Consider the following 15,892-nt stretch of genomic DNA (forward strand, 5'->3'; position numbering starts at 1 on the left):
AGAACTATTTTAGCGATCAGCAGTGCGCATTTGTGAATGTTCAACACGCCCTAATAAAACTTAAGGCAGTATTTTAACAGATTGAGACAAATAGCGCCTTGCTTTACCGTCCTGCCATAGCCGTCATGACGCCATTTTGCTATGATAAGCTTATATCTACATTTCCTTAATGTCTATTTAAGTGTCTATTTACTCCCCACCCTTTATTTATAGAGAGTAGCTATGTCTGCCGATATTAATCAAGCGCAAAATGCAAACCTGTATGGTCGCCCAGCGCGCACCGCCACTGTTGAACGTAACACTGCTGAGACGCAAATCACTTGTACCGTTAACCTTGATGGTACCGGTCAAGGAGTGGTCGATACTGGCGTGCCATTTTTGGACCATATGATTGATCAGATCAAGCGTCATGGTTTATTTGACTTAGATATCAAATGCGTCGGCGATACTTATATCGATGATCACCATAGTGTCGAGGATACCGGTATTACTTTGGGTCAAGCGTTTAACAAAGCTTTGGGCGATAAAAAAGGCATCCGCCGTTACGGACATTTTTATGCGCCGCTTGATGAGTCGTTGACGCGCGCGGTCGTCGATCTATCAGGACGTCCAGGCTTGCATATGGATATTCCGTTTACGCGCTCGCATGTCGGCACCTTCGATGTCGATCTGTTTAGCGAATTCTTTTACGGCTTCGTCAATCATTCATGGATGACCGTACATTTGGATAATCTCAAAGGTAAAAATAGCCACCACCAAATCGAATCTACCTTTAAAGCTTTTGCTCGCGCGCTGCGTATGGCCTGTGAGTATGATGAGCGGGCATTGAATACCTTGCCATCGACCAAAGAGGCATTCTAAGCGCATTTAAGGCTCTGCTAGTATGTCAGTCAAGAGGGTCAGCCAAGCTGGGCGTACTTAGTTGTACAGCCTGCACTTGCCTTTTTTGTAGCAGATCCTTATCTACACCTTTAATGTACTATAAAATATAAAGAAAGCGACTCAACAATGAGAATTAATTAATGACCAAAATTGCACTATTAGATTATGGCATGGGTAACTTGCACTCGGTCAGCAAGGCACTCACCAATGTCGGCGCGGAGGTATCCATCACTAACGACCCCAAAGTCGTGGCTGCCGCTGATAAAATCGTCTTCCCTGGCGTTGGTGCTATGCGTGATTGTATGATCGGCATGCGTGAGGCTGGCATCGATGACGTCGTGCGCAAGGCTATATTCAACAAGCCGGTGATGGCGATTTGCGTGGGTATGCAGGCCTTATTTGAGCAATCAAGCGAGAATGGCGGCACCGAGTGTTTGGGTATCTTAGATGGCAACGTAGAAGCCTTTGACCCTACGTGGAAAGACAAGCAAGGCGCAACGATAAAAGTACCACATATGGGCTGGAATACGATTAGTGGTATGGATTTTGACCATCCGCTTTGGCACGGTATTGAGGATAACGCGCACTTTTATTTTGTGCACAGTTACTACTGCGCGCCTAACGATAACTCTCAAGTCGCCGCTATCTGTGATTATGGCCAGCCGTTTTGTGCCAGTATCATCAAAGACAATCTATTTGCCACCCAGTTCCATCCAGAAAAGAGCCATACCGCTGGCTTGCAACTGCTAAAGAATTTTGTCGAGTGGAATGTGTAGTTAGGCAGTAAACGTAAATTGCACATTTGCTTCAGAATAGGGTAGATTATCGCTTGTATAATCTACCTTTTTTATTCTCCACTATTGTCATTCTTAACTATCAATTTTTAGTTATTATTGTTTAGTGATACGCTCAATCATTTTCTGCTCGCTTATATTTGGAATACTCTAGTGGACTTTACCGCCTTTAAAATGAATGTTGTTGAAACAACTGGCCTTGCCAAAGATGCCTTACATATCTATGTTGGGGTTGGTGTCTACTTGCTTTGTCTGTTTGTGCTGCGTCCTATCATCAAAAACCACAATATCAGAGCGTTTATCGCATTGATCGTGGTCACTGGCGTGGCGTTATCAGGTGAGTATCTGGACAATCGCCATATCATCATACCAAAAGGCCTCTTGGTATTAGAAATGGTGGATATAAAGGCCAGTCTGCATGATCTGATGAATACGTGCCTGCTGCCTTTCGTGCTATTTGCTTTAAATAAGTGGACAAGGATTTTTCAAGCGAGCAGCTCACCAAGTAAGCTACTAAAGAAAACCCGTTAAAACAGTTTTTCAATCCTGCTTTACAAAGCTTACGAAACATAAAAATTCTCATCTATTTGATGCTGTCTTCATTTGTTACCTTAGATTTATCATTTCTAGCTACTCAATAAATAGCTACTCAATAAATATAAATCATAAAAAAGGAAGCCACTATGAATATGCAAGATCTATTAGATAAAGCCAAAGACACCTTAGACAACGCCAAAAATACTCTAGGCTTAGAGCCGCAAGAAACTGAAGCAGGCATTTATATTCCCTCAACATCATCGCTAAAGATAGCTGCGCCGAATAAAACCAACTACGATCATACTAATTACGATAATCCCTATACGGGCGATAAGAAAATTATGATGGTCTGTACCGAAGAGCAGTATATGACTATGGAGAACGGCAATAAATTTGATACCGGTAATCATCCGGTGGAGATGATGGTGCCGTTATTACATTTTAAAAAAGCAGGCTTTGATGTCGATGTGTTTACGCCAACAGGCGAGGCGGTCAAGGTCGAGCAGTGGGCGATGCCAGAGGACGATGACGACGTTAAACAAATTTATAGTGAGTACGAGTCCAAGTTTAAGAGTCCAAACAGCATCGCTGACTTTGTCAAAAACGATATGGCAGACAGCACTGAATACGCAGCGATCTTTATTCCCGGTGGTCATGGCGCTATGCTAGGCTTGCCGGAAGATAAAAACCTTGGCGCATTGCTACGCTGGGGTCATGAAAAGGATCTCTTTACCTTAGCGATTTGTCACGGGCCTGCAGCGTTATTGGCGGCTGACCTTAATAGTCCTGACAGTTCTGATGAAGGCAATTCCAAGCGTGACTTTATTTTTAAAGGTTATAAGATGGTTGCCTTTCCGACCGCGATGGATAAGCAAATGCCAAAAATCGGCTATCTGCCTGGTACGATGCCATGGTACTTTGGTGAAAAGTTAGAAGATTTAGGCGTTACTATTGATAATAAACTGGCCTCAGGACAAACGCATCAAGATCGTAAGCTAATCTCAGGTGATGGGCCACTCGCGGCGAATGACTTTGGTAAAATGAGTGCTGAAGCTTTACTAAAAGAGTTTGGTTAGATCGTTTTCATAAAGTCATCATATAAAAAAACGGACTATTTATTAGTCCGTTTTTTATGTCCAAAAAGAAAGCTTTTGTAGGATGTGCCCCGCGCACCGATAGCGGGGTAATAGCCTACGACTGGTGCGATGGTATGCAACTTATGCATAAGCGTAAATGATTCTACTTAGCTCCATCATAAAGCTCACGCACCACTTCACCAATCACCGCAATGCCTTTAGTTAAGGTGTCTTTATCAGCGGCAATACTCATACGGATACACTCATGCGCGTGTTTATAATCGCTAATATCGACACCCGGGAAGAAGTATTCACTCGGTACGATAAGCGTACCTTTTTCTTTGAGAGTCTCATACAGCTCAGAGGTGCTAATCGGTAAATCCTTAAACCACAACCATAAAAATATCGCGCCCTCGGGTTTATGAATCACTAGCGGGTAATCGCCCAATTCTTTTTTAAGTAAGGTAACTGCGGTCTTCGCTTGCTGCTGATAAAATGGCTTAATATCGTTATCAGACAAGTCTTTGATAGCGTTATTTTCAACCAGCGGCGTGGCAATAGATGCGCCAAAGCGTGTTGGTGAAAGATTAACCACGGCATTCATCGCACTGACCGCTGCAATCACCTCAGGCGCGGCAACGATAATACCGGTACGCACTCCGGGTAAGCCAATTTTGGATAAGCTAAAACACAGAATGGTATTGTCATCCCAATTAAGGGTAACGTCTGAATAAATAATATTAGGGAAGGGCATACCATAAGCGTTATCGATAATCAGCGGTACATCGTAACGCTTAGCAATCTCCGCCAAATGCGCCATTTCCTCATCGGTTAAGACATTACCCGTTGGATTGGTCGGACGCGAACAACAAATCGCGCCAATACGCCCTTCCTTCAATGCGGGCAAGTTCTCCAACGCGTCAAAATCCACGCGATATTTAAAGAAGCCTTCTTCACCATCATGCGTCACTTCATCGATATGCGGTAATACGGCGGTAAAATGCTGACCTTCCACATGCACATCGCTATAGCCGATATACTCAGGCGTTAATGGCAATAAAATAGACTTGTCGACAGATTCGCTCTGTTCATCAGTGAACGCACCGCCAAACAAGTTAAACAAATAGAAAAACGCATTCTGCGAGCCATTGGTCAAAGCGATGTTCTCACTCGTCAAATTCCAATCATAATGACGGTTAAAGAAGCCAACGAGCGCATCGATAAAGGCGGCATCGCCCTGCGGGTTGGAGTAATTCGCCATGCTACTCGTAGCTGTGCTGTTAATGTCCTCACTAAAGCTACCATCGTTACCCAGCGCTTGATAGGTCTCCAAAAACAGCTCATTCACCGCTTCAATACGTGCCGGATTACCACCGCCTAGCATATTGACGGGCTGATCGCTTTTTAGCGCATCGCCTAAGTCATCCATGAGTTGCGAGATGCCCGTAGGCTGGGTAAATTTTTGACCGAACTTGGAGAATTTCATAAGAGTACCGTGGGGCTAATGAGGGGTAGGAGTTATTTGCGTGCAAAGTGGCGCTATTATAGCAAATGCTAGGTACGCGTATAAGCGTAATAAAAAAACGCCCTCTAAATGAATAGCGAGCGTTTTGGGTTTGCTGTTTTAGGGGCTTGGGGTTTTGGAGCTAATCCTTGAGAAGCGTTAAAAAATTGCACTGCAATTTTAGCTTCGCAAGTAAAAATCCTTTAAATAGGATTTTTTATGGAGCTTGTAGTTGGCAGTCTGTGGCGCACATCAACTAGCGCAGGTTTGTTCCAACATTCGAGTGACCATTTTTTTAGAATGTAACAAATAAAATTTTTTAGAGATTGAAAGTGAGTAATAGTTCTCTAAGTAAGTTGTTTTTACTATAGTAAATCAAATTTGGTACTCAAAACATGTTGATGATAAGGTTGTAGATAATCTTGGGGTTTTCCTATAGATTTTAATCTAATTTTAGAAAAGGTATATATATGAATAATAACAAGACACTAGAAACAAGAATTTTACATGATTGGTCTTACACAAATAGTTTAATGATAAAAAGCGATTTTAAAGTTTCTTTGAGCGGATACTACGATGATAAAGAAAAAAGAGTTATTATAGATGAAGACTTAGTAGCTTCACCATCAATAGATAAGCATGAAGATAGTTACTTGTATGAGACTATATTCAATAGAATGAAATTTGAATTAAAGGAGACTATAAAAATTAAGCAAAAGATATTAGATCAAGAGGCATAATGTGAGTTAGACTTATTAATTTTCTAAAGATAATAAAGTCAATGCGTAACCCACCTGAAATATGATTTGCTGGGTTACGTTATTGTTAGCCTGTCTTACACTTACTTATTACTCTTACGTAAATTGTGAAAACTACATAATAATTGGGCATTATTTAAAATAGTTTCGCCACCCTTCGAATGAGGTACTACGTGGTCAGCTTGATAGTCAGACCATGGAACTTCCGCTTCTCGTCTAGACTTACCTTCTTCGAGACAAAGTTGGCAAACTCCATGAGCTTCTCTGTATATCTTAATTCGTTCTAACTCTGAAAAGCTTCTTTTCAAATCTTTATCAATAAACTTAAAATTATTTTCATCTATAAATTCAAAAAACACTTGGCGCATAACACGATCGCGAGTTGCTAAATCATTTTCTCCTTGCTGACGATTATTACTAAAAGTAAGCATGTCAACATCGATCGATTCATCGTAGTTACGCCATCTATCATGGAAGTACAGTATAAAATCTCTTATAACTTTGCGCTCTTTATCTTCAATCACATAATACTTTTTAAAATGTCTTATCAATAAATACAAAGAAATAATAAAGTATTCTACTGATAGCTCTTTTATTGAAGAGCCGTCCTGTATCATTGGGTCGTTTTGAAATATTTTATAGAATTCATCTAGATTACGAATGACAGATTTACTTTCAGCTCTATTTTCGTAGTCGTAATTGCCTATACCAGCATCTTTTTTTTCATCATTAATAAATTGTTCTATCCTCTTATCACTTAAATCTGTATAGCCCGTGTCAGAGTTTTCAATCATGGTGAAACGAGCCATAAATTGAAGATGTTTCATTCTTTCGTTGCTAACATTTAACAGTTGGAAAAACTTTAATTTATTAGGGTTGGAGTCAACAGGGTGGTACTCCTTAAAATCAAATGTTTGGTCGTCCGAATATTTAACAATAAAGTTTCTAGATAGACTTGATAGCTGAGCATGAGCTATCTCCATATAGTTTAGATTTTCACCTTCTTGTAACCTTCTAAAAATTTCGGTAGCAATAATCTGATGATCAACACTTTCCTTCTTTTCTATATTTTTAATTACGTCTGTTTTGAAAGATAATCTATCAATAAATCTCTTATGCTCATCACTAATCTCACTGTATCGTTTACCTACTAGTTCAGGATCGATGTCTTCTAAACTTTTTGGTAAAGGATATCTATCTTTGAAGAAGTCTACAACGGTTGTAATGCGTTGCTGACCGTCTATAACTTCAGATACTGAATTGCTATCCGATACTCTAACCTCTCTCAATACTAACTGTGGAACATAATATTTTCTTACTAAACTATCCATAAGTGCTTGTTTTTTTTTGGTAGACCAAACAGCTTTTCTTTGATAAGGAGGTCTAGTAACGAATTCAGAAGGGTAGTCATGAAACTCTTTAATGATATAAATTTTCTGCTCTATGGTATATTCCGTCTTAGGATTAAAAGCCATTTTAACTCCATAAATTAAGTTAGTTTCTGTTTAGGTTTTTCTTCAAATTATTATCAATATTATGCTTGAATATTGTCTATCTTAACTAATTGAAAGATATATGGATTATTATATAAGCTACTGATTCTGCGAAGCTAAAATTGCAGTGCAATTTTTTAACGCTTCTCAAACCATCGCCCGTACCCTTGCCATAATCCCACGCCCAATCACCAATCTTACATAAATCACGGCAATCGCAAGTAATAAGCCAATCAATGCCGCACCACCAATAGCCAGACTTGTCCACGGCACACTAAACTGTAGATTAAACCACTGGGTAATCGCAAACCATGCGCCAAAACTAGCGATAGTCATCGCAAACACTGCCGCACTAACGCCAAGTACGCCAATCTCTAAGATATTAAGCATATACAAGTCGCGCTTTTGCATCCCTAGCAGGCGAAATGAGGCGCTCTCGGTCATACGGTCCTGTGAGGTAGACAGTAGCGAGCTGATCAGTACCATAATCCCCGTCAATAACGCCAGTAAGGTGAAGACATAGACCAAGCGGCTCATCTGCTGCACCAGCCCTTGGATTTGCTCAGCGATAGCCGTACCATCAACTGTAGTGACGGCAGGGAATTCGCGTACCAGCTGTCCTTGCACCTTAGCGATGCTGTCCTCTGGAATGTGCGCGGTGGCAAATTGGATTTGCGGGGCGGCGGCTAACAGCTCAGGCTCAAATAAGAAATAAAAGAACGGGCTGGGGCCACGCTCAAAGCGCGAGCGGATACTGGTAATCTCTCCAGTTATCTCAATACCTTGAATATTAAATACCACTTCATCGCCCATGCTGACGTTTAGCAGACTAGCGGCACTGTCTAAGATAGATAACGGCTGTACTTGTTGCAGTGCGGACTTAGTAGAGTCTTGACCGTCGATAGGGCTATATAGCTCGTTATTAGTGACCGCATCGACGATGTATTCAGTATCCATAATCGTGTCGGCGTAGCTTAAATTGAACACTCGCGTTGGGTCATCCGCCCCTTGAGTGGCTTCGATATCTTCTGCCGCGACGCCGCCAGCGGTGACGATACGCGCGCGAATAACGGGGTAATAGCTGACCGGTGTGCCAATGATGTTATTAATCGCGTCGTGTTGTTCGCTTTGCACGTCAAGCAAGAATATATTGGGCGCATCTTCAGGATAGGCGTTGACGAACTGGGCGTTGATACTGTGATTTAAAGTAGTAATTAGGGTCAATACTGCGACCGATAGCGACAGCGTGACGAAGAATAGCGCGGATTGATTGCCTTTGCGTGCCAGATTATGAATGGCGATACGCTGCATCCAACTGACCTTGGCATTGCTCGCCAACTTATTAAGCAGCCATAGCCACCCACGCGCCAGTAGCCAAAATATCACCACAAAGCCGATCAAGCCGCCCAATAATTGCGCGCCTAATGACAATGAGCCCACTTCATAAGCAAAGAAGGCATACAGCCCTGTCATCACCAAGCCATACCACAGTAATGGCACGCGTCGATACCAAGGCAAGTTTTGCGACTGCTGGCTTGCCCCTTGATTGAGTAGGGTCGCGGGTTTGGTGGTGTTAAGCGTACTTAAGCCGCGCTGCGCAATCAGCAACGTGAGGGCTAAGGCAATCACAATGGTCTTAATCGCGCTAATTGGATTGATAGATAGACCCACGTCAGCAGGTAAGATAGCCACGAGATACGGCTGACCGACTTTTAATAGCCCGAGACTGAGCACCACAGCGGCGATACTAGCAATGATGGACATGCCCAATAACAGCCGATAGTAGCTAGCTTTGATTTGCCGCGCCGGTTCGCCCATCGCCATACGGATAGCGTTGTTGGCTTGCTGTTTGGTCGCAAAGGCAGTGATAACGCCATACATAGCCACCGCAGATAATAGCAGTACCGCGATGACCAGTAATTTCAAAAACATCAATACATTATCAGAGATACGTGAGACGGGAGTATCTGCTGACTCGGCATCAGAGAGCTCGATATAGGGATAACTGGTCAGTATGCCTGTGAGCTTTTTACGCTGCGTGCTTATCAGCTCAGGATCACCTGCCATCTCGATACGATAACGCACACGGCTACGCTGACCGAGCAGATTGGTTGCCGCTAAGCCGTCCTCTTGCATCAATACATGCCCACCAAAATCAAAAGCGCTCAAGGGGCGGTCTGGCTCTTTGGTCAGCACATCGCTGATGGTAAATTGCCCATCGCCAATAGTAACGCTGTCGCCAACGCTTGCATTTAACCCTTGTAACACCTCTGGCGCGATGACGATGGTGTCCGGCCTTAGCTGTTGCCATAAGGGTTTGCCAGATTCGGTTTGTGTCTCGCCATATAAGGGATAAGCAGAGGTGACGCCTTTTATGCGCACCAATAAGGTTTGCTCTTCGGTCACCGCCATGGAGCTAAACTGGTGGTCATAAACGACTTGGGTTTCAGGCAAGCTGCGCACTTGCTCTATTACTTGCGCTGGCCACTCTTGATTGCTCTCGAGCACCAAATCACCACCGACCAGCGCGCGCTGATTATCGGTGATATAGGTATTCACCGCTTGCTGAATCGAGTCAAGTGTGAGGTAAGTGGCAAGCGATAGCGTTAGAGTAATTAAAAATAAAACGGGATACACCCAGCGCCGCCACCAGCTGCGAGTCAGGGCTTTGGTGCCAAGGGTGGAAGCGAAAAGCTGGCTTATTATGTTGTTAGCGGCGTTTGTGTCATCGCTGACATGATGACCAGTTTGATTGTTTTTGGTGACGTTATCCATTGGCGTAAGTTCCGTCTATCAACCCATCATGCATCGTAATGACTCTATCCGCCATCTCAGCAAGTGCTGGGTCATGCGTTACTACCACTAGCGCTGAACCGGTTTGCTGCCGTAAATCCAATAACAGCTGCATAACTTGGTCGGCATTTTGCTCGTCCAAATTACCGGTAGGCTCATCAGCAAAGACGATTTTGGGACGCGACACCAAAGCGCGGGCGACGGCGGTACGCTGCTGCTCACCGCCAGATAATTGATTGGGCAAGCTATCACGCCTATGCCCAAGTCCGACCGCGTCGATGAGTTCATCGACTCGCGCATTGTCAGGACGACGCGCAATATCGAGCGGAAAAGCGATATTTTCTGCTACCGTCAATGTCGGCAGTAGATGAAAGGATTGAAACACAAAGCCCATCTCGCGCTGACGAATAGCGGCCAGCTTATCTTCATCAAGCGCACTTAAGGTTTGCTCACCCAGCTTAACCGAGCCGCTATCGGGATAATCGAGTGCTGCGAGCAACCCAAGCAAAGTGGATTTACCCGAGCCGGACTTACCCATAATCACCACAAACTCGCCCGCATCAACATGGATACTGACGTCTTTAATAATCGCTAGCGATTGCTCACCAACTTGCACGGTTTTATTAAGGTTTGCAGCGGTGAGTAGGGCGTTGTTGGTAGGTGTAGCGGTCATTGGACAGTCTCGATTAACGTATTTGTGGCTATGGGTTCACGACGAATAGTGTAGCAAAAGTTCTTAATCAGTCTCACTCGCCACCATGCTCTCAAGCTCAGGCTTAAGCACCGGCAAGATATTATTACTCACAATAATAGTATAGCCTTCCTTAGTTGGATGAATAGCATCGGCTTGGTTTAATTCACTCACGCCGCCCACGCCTTCTAAGAAAAACGGAATCATCGGCACGTCCATATCTTCAGCGATACGCGGATAAATGGCTGAAAAGGACTGCACGTATTCACTCCCTAAATTATCATAAATCTGCATGCCGCCTAAGATCACTTCGCTACCATTATCTTGCAGATGTTTAACTGCCGTGCGAATATTATCTTCAATCGTTGCTACATTGAGACCGCGAATGGCGTCATTAGCACCAATAGTGAGTATGGTGATGTCAGGTTCAGTCTGGCTCACCCAGTCGAGACGATTAACAAGGCCAGTACTGGTTTCACCGCTAAGCCCAGAATTAACCACATCGACATTCACATAGCCCATTTCTTTTAGTTTAGCTTCTAACTGCGCCGGATAATTACTGTCACGCTCAACGCCTAAGCCTTCAGTTAACGAGTCGCCTAGCGCTAAGATAGTGATAGGCTGCGATATCAGTTGTTGCTCAGTGGTATTGATATTAGTCGCGTCTTCTACATCTAAAGGGCTATCGACCGCCGCTGTTTCGGTAGTTTGTGGCTCTTTAGTTTCGGTTTCTGGTTTGTCTTGGCAACCACTTAGCAGTAAGCCTGAACTTATCATGGCGATCGTTATGAGATAAAGAGGAGGCGTAAGTAGGCTGGTTTTTTTATTCTTCATAACGGTCATATCCTTTAATCAATCGAATAAGTTTAGCAAATGGTGCGTTGATGTCGGCTTAAGCTTTCTGACCATCGACCATGACCGGACGACTGACCAACCACGCAAGCCCAACGTTGATAATCATTAATATCAGTATCAATAATAAAGGCAAGTCCCAACTATCTGTCGCTTCATGGAGCCAACCAGTGCCGAGGGGGCCAAAAAAAGCAACCAAGTAACCGACGAACTGCGCCATACCGGACAGCTCGCTTGATTGATTGGTGGTATAAGTGCGCAAAGAGAACAGCATCATACTCAAAGTGAAAATCGCTGAACAGCCGGCACCCATAAAGCCTGACCATAGCCATGCCAAATCGGTAGAGGCATAACTCAAGCCTAAGATACCAATGACGTTGAAACTAGCAGCAGTGATAGCGAGCGCTTGAATAGGGCGACCACGGTTGATAAGCCAAGTAACAATCAAGATAGCGAGCGGAGCCATAAACTGAAATACCGCTCCCATTTGACCTGCATTCACAGCACTCATACCTTTACTAACCAAGATAGAAGGTAAAAAGCTAGCAACGGTATAATATAGCAAAGACTGAATACCCATAAACATAGCAATTTGCCAGCCAAAAGCAGAGCGCCAAATGGATATCTTAGCTGAGGTAGTGGCAGAGGTAGGTATAGGTTGATGATTAGAGGAGCCTAAACGAATACGCAAAAATATCCAAAGAATAAGCGCAAAAACACCAAAAATAGACCAGCCCCCTATAGCCCATTGCCAGCCAACCCACTCAGATAAGGGCAATACTACCCCCGCAACTATACCCGCACCGATTGTCATAGTCAGACTAAAGAGACCAGTCACTAATGGAATATTTTTCGGCGTGCGCTGTTTGATAATAGGAGCGGCCAAAGTATTAGCAAAGCCTATGGCTAAAGTGAGCATGACCGTACCAGTCAAAAACCCAAGCCAAGTGGGCACCACCGAGCGCAGTACCATCCCAAAGGTGAGCAGTGCCACCATGACGATCAGCGTATTTTCAAGGCCAAAACGCTTACCAATAGAAGGCGCAATCAACGCCCCAATGGCAAAGGCCAACATCGGCACTGCGCCAAGCCAACCGATCTCGTTCTCAGAGATACCCAGCGCGTCTTGTACCACAGGCGCGATAGAACCTAGCGCTACAATAGGCGCGCGCATATTAGTGGCTAGCAAAATCATCGCAAATAGCACTAACCAAAAAGTAAACTTTGAGGAAGGTGTCTTGATCATGCTTGACTTATTTGCAGATGAATTCGAGAGTAAATCGTTAGAGGTAGACATAGCGGCACGACTATAAAATTAGGGAAAACAAAAGGTAATGGCTAAAGGCTGACAAAAGAGCACTGTTAGAATAACCTCAAAAAATTCCACCAAGACGGTGGTTAAGAAAATGCGTTGATGGTTAGGTAGAACGAGTAAAAATTGATGTAAGCAATGAACTAATCGAATAATGAAAATATTTTAACAAAACTTCGTTGGTTAATTATCTTAGTGAGCTATCCTAAAAAGATAAACCATACCCAATAAAAAAGTGCTAAGCATCTTAAAAATACTTAACACTAGTATAAGAGTAGAGAGGGCAAAGTACTACCAGCGTATGGTAACTAACCGCTAGAAACGCTAGAGCGTCAATTTAACAAGTAACTAAAAACTACAAACGGTCAAACCAAGACAGACTTAAACCGACTTACCCAGTTGAGCGGCTTTTAAGGCAGTGTCTTGCTGCTCTGCTACGACTGAGTCACACTTATTAGGATCATCACCGCAAAACGAGCATCTCTCATCACCCATCAAATTGGCGACACCGCCACACGAGCCTTGAAGCGGCTGCTTTTTAAACATATAGCCGATACCCATAAGCAAAAAGAACAGCACAAAGACGGTAAAAGTAATGGCAAGTATTGGTAGGAGTTGGCTAAACATAGCGTGACCTCACATTTATTTTTCGATATTTTATTAATGGGATTAATAACGAGTATTATAGCAGATTTCGGTCTTGCTCGCTGGTACAAGTGTTTTATTATCAATACTTTACTACCATAGCCGCTAGGAGCGGTTAAGAGGGTTTATCTGCTCGCAGTGCTTGCATAGCCGAGGTCTCAACGATCTGCCAGTCCTCTACACTCTCAGCATCAGTATTACTATTATCGACTAATATCACAAACATTGCTGCTATATCTTGCTGTTCAGCAGTAGCCAGTGCTTGCTCATACGGCATGGCGGTCAGCGCCGTGGCCCAAGCATCAGCAAGCCCTACCGACTCTGCCGCTACCGTCACGGAAGGGGCGCCGCCTATGATAGGTTCACCAGTAGTCGGATCTATGGTATGGCTATAGCGTTTATTATCAAAAATAACAGAGTTTCGATAATTGCCAGAAGTAGCTAAATGCATTTTATTACCCATCGATTTGGGTTGACGAATAGCGGCGATGGTTTGACGCTCAGTCACCGTACTGCCTTCTATTGGCGCGTCAATAGCGATTTGCCAAGGCTGAGTTTGTGCGTTGACCCCAGATGAGGCCACTTCTCCGCCAATCTCGACCATATAATTACGAATCTGATAGTCTTGTCTTAGCACATCAGCGATGACATCAACACCGTAGCCCTTTGCTACAGCTGAGAAGTCTAAGCCTACGCCATCTTTGGTTTTATAAAGGCTATCGCCTTCTTGTACCACGCTTTTGAAGTCGACTAAGGCTTTAGCCTGCGCAATCTTAGCCTGACTTGGCGGGCTTTGTAAGCGCTCAACCGTCATCGTACTGCCAAAACCCCAAGTATCAATCAAGGGTATCACTGTCGGATCAAAAGCGCCGCCAGATTGCTCATAAACCTGTCTTGACGTCTCTAAAACATGACTGAAGTCTGCATCGATAGTGATAGGCGTATTAGCAGTTAAACGATTGAACTTTGATATAGTGGAGTCGTCTATATAAGTCGACATACTGTCGTTGATCTGCTGTAGTCTTTCATCGATAGAAGCTTGAATAGCGGCCTCATTAGTACCATCTGGGAGCTGATAGCTAATATGGTAGCTAGTACCCATAGTCTCACCGCTCAAAGTATTAAAGTCTGCAGTTGGCTGCTGGCAAGCACTCAGAGCCAAAAGGCAAGAGGTACTAACTGAGGTTAAGCCCATCATACGGGTTAATTTAGAGGAGTTTTGCGATACATTTGTCATAGTCATGTTGTTGCGGTGATAAAAGTAATAGACATAAAATTAGGGGCGTGAATAGCTTTTATCTATTCTACACCCCTAATGGTTTTTAATCATGGCAATAGGCCAAAATCTGGTTAATCTTATAAAAGCATTCTATAGCCGCTTCACTTTAAAAACGATATAGTGCTACTAGGATAAATTTTGCGCAGCTTTTGGAGTGTGAAGCGCACAGCAAGCAAAGAAAAATTGTATCAGTAGCACGACGTTATTAACGTATCGATTTCATTGCGTATTGGCTATCGATCAAGCTACCTAACTTGCGACTGCCGAATCAGCTTATAAAGCTTAGGCGGTGATAAGCGATTGACTCTAGTCGCCATTCTTTCTTGGCGCCCGCCAACGATGATATATTCTTCACCTTTGCTAAGTGCTTTAACCACTTGCTTAGCAAATTCGGACGCAGTAAGTCCTTTGCTCGTCGCCTCATCCATCGTACCTAGAGCGCTACCGTCCCCTGTCAAAGCATTAATCGAGACATTGGTTTGAATAAAACCTGGGAATATCGTAGCGACCTCAATGCCTTGATCGTAGAGCTCAGCGCGCAGGCTATTGGCCCATAGGTGAATAGCGGCTTTGGCTGCACTATAAGCGCCGCGATATTGAGTACCTATCAGTCCTGCGATACTAGATATCATCACAATTTTACCGCCGCCTTGCTCGAGCATGGCAGGCAGTACCAGACGCGTCAGCCGCGTTTGCGCAAAGTAATCGAGCTCCATAATTTGGCGCTCCACGTCTTCCGAGGTTTCCATAATCAATGAGCGTTGGGAGACCCCAGCATTATTAATGAGCCAGTCGATTTTACCCGCTTTATTGATAGCGCTCTTATAAGCCGCTTGAGTCTGCTCGCTATCACTGATATCAAAAGGTACGATATGATGATTTTTAGACTTTTTGCACTGCTCTTTGACCGCTTCTAACTTGTCCTCATTACGGCCGCTTAAGATAATAGTCGCGCCTTTTTTGGAAAAAGCAATCGCTAGCGCCTTACCTAAACCACTCGACGCCCCAGTAATCCAAATCGTTAGGTCTTTAAATTTCGTTTTCATAAGCATCCTTACTTAGTAAAAATAACCATGTCAAAAATAATCATTTCAAAAAGTAGCTATGTCAAAAGTAACTATTTCAAAACTATCCATGTCAAAAATATCAATATGAATGATCAACACTATAAAAAAGTCGCACTCAGATTGCTACTCGAATTTGTAAAATGAGAAAAGCCCGCCTTTAAATATCAGCCAAAAAAAAGAGCCTCAATCGAGACTCTAATTTTAACCAC

Annotated in this window: 14 protein-coding genes; 5 read left to right on the top strand and 9 right to left on the bottom strand. The window is 43.6% G+C overall.

What is annotated here, in order from left to right; genetic code table 11:
• Nucleotides 1-222: 222 nt before the first annotated feature.
• From hisB to I3248_RS09795, 4 genes are all read left to right on the top strand, one after another.
• Nucleotides 223-861 carry an imidazoleglycerol-phosphate dehydratase HisB gene (gene hisB, locus I3248_RS09780; protein ID WP_051397433.1) on the top strand — a complete coding sequence of 213 codons (639 nt, stop codon included), beginning with the start codon at nucleotides 223-225 and terminating at the stop codon, nucleotides 859-861.
• Between the two features lie 161 nt (nucleotides 862-1,022).
• Nucleotides 1,023-1,658, top strand: coding sequence for an imidazole glycerol phosphate synthase subunit HisH (gene hisH, locus I3248_RS09785; RefSeq protein WP_238063501.1), 636 nt, complete (start codon nucleotides 1,023-1,025; stop codon nucleotides 1,656-1,658).
• Nucleotides 1,659-1,850: 192 nt separating this feature from the next.
• Complete coding sequence (locus I3248_RS09790; protein ID WP_238063502.1) at nucleotides 1,851-2,207, top strand: hypothetical protein; 357 nt, start codon at nucleotides 1,851-1,853, stop codon at nucleotides 2,205-2,207.
• 152 nt (nucleotides 2,208-2,359) lie between these two features.
• Nucleotides 2,360-3,289 carry a DJ-1/PfpI family protein gene (locus I3248_RS09795; RefSeq protein WP_238063504.1) on the top strand — a complete coding sequence of 310 codons (930 nt, stop codon included), beginning with the start codon at nucleotides 2,360-2,362 and terminating at the stop codon, nucleotides 3,287-3,289.
• 163 nt (nucleotides 3,290-3,452) lie between these two features.
• On the opposite strand, the gene I3248_RS09800 is transcribed toward I3248_RS09795, so the two are convergent.
• Entirely contained in the window at nucleotides 3,453-4,775 is a 1,323-nt protein-coding gene (locus tag I3248_RS09800; protein ID WP_238063506.1) for a valine--pyruvate transaminase, read from the bottom strand.
• Nucleotides 4,776-5,263: 488 nt separating this feature from the next.
• On the opposite strand from I3248_RS09800, the gene I3248_RS09805 reads away from it, so the two are divergent.
• Nucleotides 5,264-5,533, top strand: coding sequence for a hypothetical protein (locus I3248_RS09805; protein WP_238063507.1), 270 nt, complete (start codon nucleotides 5,264-5,266; stop codon nucleotides 5,531-5,533).
• Nucleotides 5,534-5,634: 101 nt separating this feature from the next.
• Here I3248_RS09805 and I3248_RS09810 read toward each other — a convergent pair whose 3' ends face one another.
• The 8 genes from I3248_RS09810 to I3248_RS09845 all read right to left on the bottom strand — a co-directional run bounded on the left by I3248_RS09810 (nucleotide 5,635) and on the right by I3248_RS09845 (nucleotide 15,662).
• Nucleotides 5,635-7,026 (bottom strand): DUF262 domain-containing protein, encoded by a 1,392-nt coding sequence (locus I3248_RS09810; RefSeq protein WP_238063509.1) that lies wholly within the window; start codon nucleotides 7,024-7,026, stop codon nucleotides 5,635-5,637.
• Between the two features lie 165 nt (nucleotides 7,027-7,191).
• On the bottom strand, nucleotides 7,192-9,819 hold the full coding sequence (locus I3248_RS09815) for an FtsX-like permease family protein (protein ID WP_238063511.1): 2,628 nt from the start codon (nucleotides 9,817-9,819) through the stop codon (nucleotides 7,192-7,194).
• Nucleotides 9,812-10,510: an ABC transporter ATP-binding protein gene (locus tag I3248_RS09820; protein ID WP_238063513.1), complete on the bottom strand. Its 699-nt coding sequence runs from the start codon at nucleotides 10,508-10,510 to the stop codon at nucleotides 9,812-9,814. Before I3248_RS09820 ends, I3248_RS09815 begins: the two co-directional genes overlap by 8 nt.
• Before the next feature lie 63 nt (nucleotides 10,511-10,573).
• Nucleotides 10,574-11,362: an arylesterase gene (locus tag I3248_RS09825; protein WP_238063515.1), complete on the bottom strand. Its 789-nt coding sequence runs from the start codon at nucleotides 11,360-11,362 to the stop codon at nucleotides 10,574-10,576.
• A gap of 58 nt (nucleotides 11,363-11,420) precedes the next feature.
• The gene (locus I3248_RS09830; RefSeq protein ID WP_238063517.1) at nucleotides 11,421-12,677 is read right to left on the bottom strand and encodes an MFS transporter; all 1,257 of its coding nucleotides are present in this window, start codon (nucleotides 12,675-12,677) and stop codon (nucleotides 11,421-11,423) included.
• Nucleotides 12,678-13,073: 396 nt separating this feature from the next.
• On the bottom strand, nucleotides 13,074-13,319 hold the full coding sequence (nqrM, locus tag I3248_RS09835; protein WP_238063519.1) for a (Na+)-NQR maturation NqrM: 246 nt from the start codon (nucleotides 13,317-13,319) through the stop codon (nucleotides 13,074-13,076).
• A gap of 133 nt (nucleotides 13,320-13,452) precedes the next feature.
• Nucleotides 13,453-14,580: an FAD:protein FMN transferase gene (locus I3248_RS09840; RefSeq protein WP_238063520.1), complete on the bottom strand. Its 1,128-nt coding sequence runs from the start codon at nucleotides 14,578-14,580 to the stop codon at nucleotides 13,453-13,455.
• 281 nt (nucleotides 14,581-14,861) lie between these two features.
• A complete protein-coding gene (locus I3248_RS09845; RefSeq protein ID WP_238063521.1) occupies nucleotides 14,862-15,662 on the bottom strand; it encodes an SDR family NAD(P)-dependent oxidoreductase in 801 nt (266 codons plus the stop codon).
• Nucleotides 15,663-15,892 lie beyond the last annotated feature (230 nt).

This window comes from Psychrobacter sp. Ps3, from assembly GCF_022129275.1.
GTDB classification, from domain to species: domain Bacteria; phylum Pseudomonadota; class Gammaproteobacteria; order Pseudomonadales; family Moraxellaceae; genus Psychrobacter; species Psychrobacter submarinus.

What these genes read in the sequence shown, in the direction of transcription:
- hisB (WP_051397433.1), top strand. Translation starts at nt 223, where the DNA reads ATGTCTGCCGATATTAATCAAGCGCAAAATGCAAACCTGTATGGTCGC.
- hisH (WP_238063501.1), top strand. Translation starts at nt 1,023, where the DNA reads ATGACCAAAATTGCACTATTAGATTATGGCATGGGTAACTTGCACTCG.
- I3248_RS09790 (WP_238063502.1), top strand. Translation starts at nt 1,851, where the DNA reads ATGAATGTTGTTGAAACAACTGGCCTTGCCAAAGATGCCTTACATATC.
- I3248_RS09795 (WP_238063504.1), top strand. Translation starts at nt 2,360, where the DNA reads ATGAATATGCAAGATCTATTAGATAAAGCCAAAGACACCTTAGACAAC.
- I3248_RS09800 (WP_238063506.1), bottom strand. Translation starts at nt 4,775, where the DNA reads ATGAAATTCTCCAAGTTCGGTCAAAAATTTACCCAGCCTACGGGCATC.
- I3248_RS09805 (WP_238063507.1), top strand. Translation starts at nt 5,264, where the DNA reads ATGAATAATAACAAGACACTAGAAACAAGAATTTTACATGATTGGTCT.
- I3248_RS09810 (WP_238063509.1), bottom strand. Translation starts at nt 7,026, where the DNA reads ATGGCTTTTAATCCTAAGACGGAATATACCATAGAGCAGAAAATTTAT.
- I3248_RS09815 (WP_238063511.1), bottom strand. Translation starts at nt 9,819, where the DNA reads ATGGATAACGTCACCAAAAACAATCAAACTGGTCATCATGTCAGCGAT.
- I3248_RS09820 (WP_238063513.1), bottom strand. Translation starts at nt 10,510, where the DNA reads ATGACCGCTACACCTACCAACAACGCCCTACTCACCGCTGCAAACCTT.
- I3248_RS09825 (WP_238063515.1), bottom strand. Translation starts at nt 11,362, where the DNA reads ATGAAGAATAAAAAAACCAGCCTACTTACGCCTCCTCTTTATCTCATA.
- I3248_RS09830 (WP_238063517.1), bottom strand. Translation starts at nt 12,677, where the DNA reads ATGTCTACCTCTAACGATTTACTCTCGAATTCATCTGCAAATAAGTCA.
- nqrM (WP_238063519.1), bottom strand. Translation starts at nt 13,319, where the DNA reads ATGTTTAGCCAACTCCTACCAATACTTGCCATTACTTTTACCGTCTTT.
- I3248_RS09840 (WP_238063520.1), bottom strand. Translation starts at nt 14,580, where the DNA reads ATGACTATGACAAATGTATCGCAAAACTCCTCTAAATTAACCCGTATG.
- I3248_RS09845 (WP_238063521.1), bottom strand. Translation starts at nt 15,662, where the DNA reads ATGAAAACGAAATTTAAAGACCTAACGATTTGGATTACTGGGGCGTCG.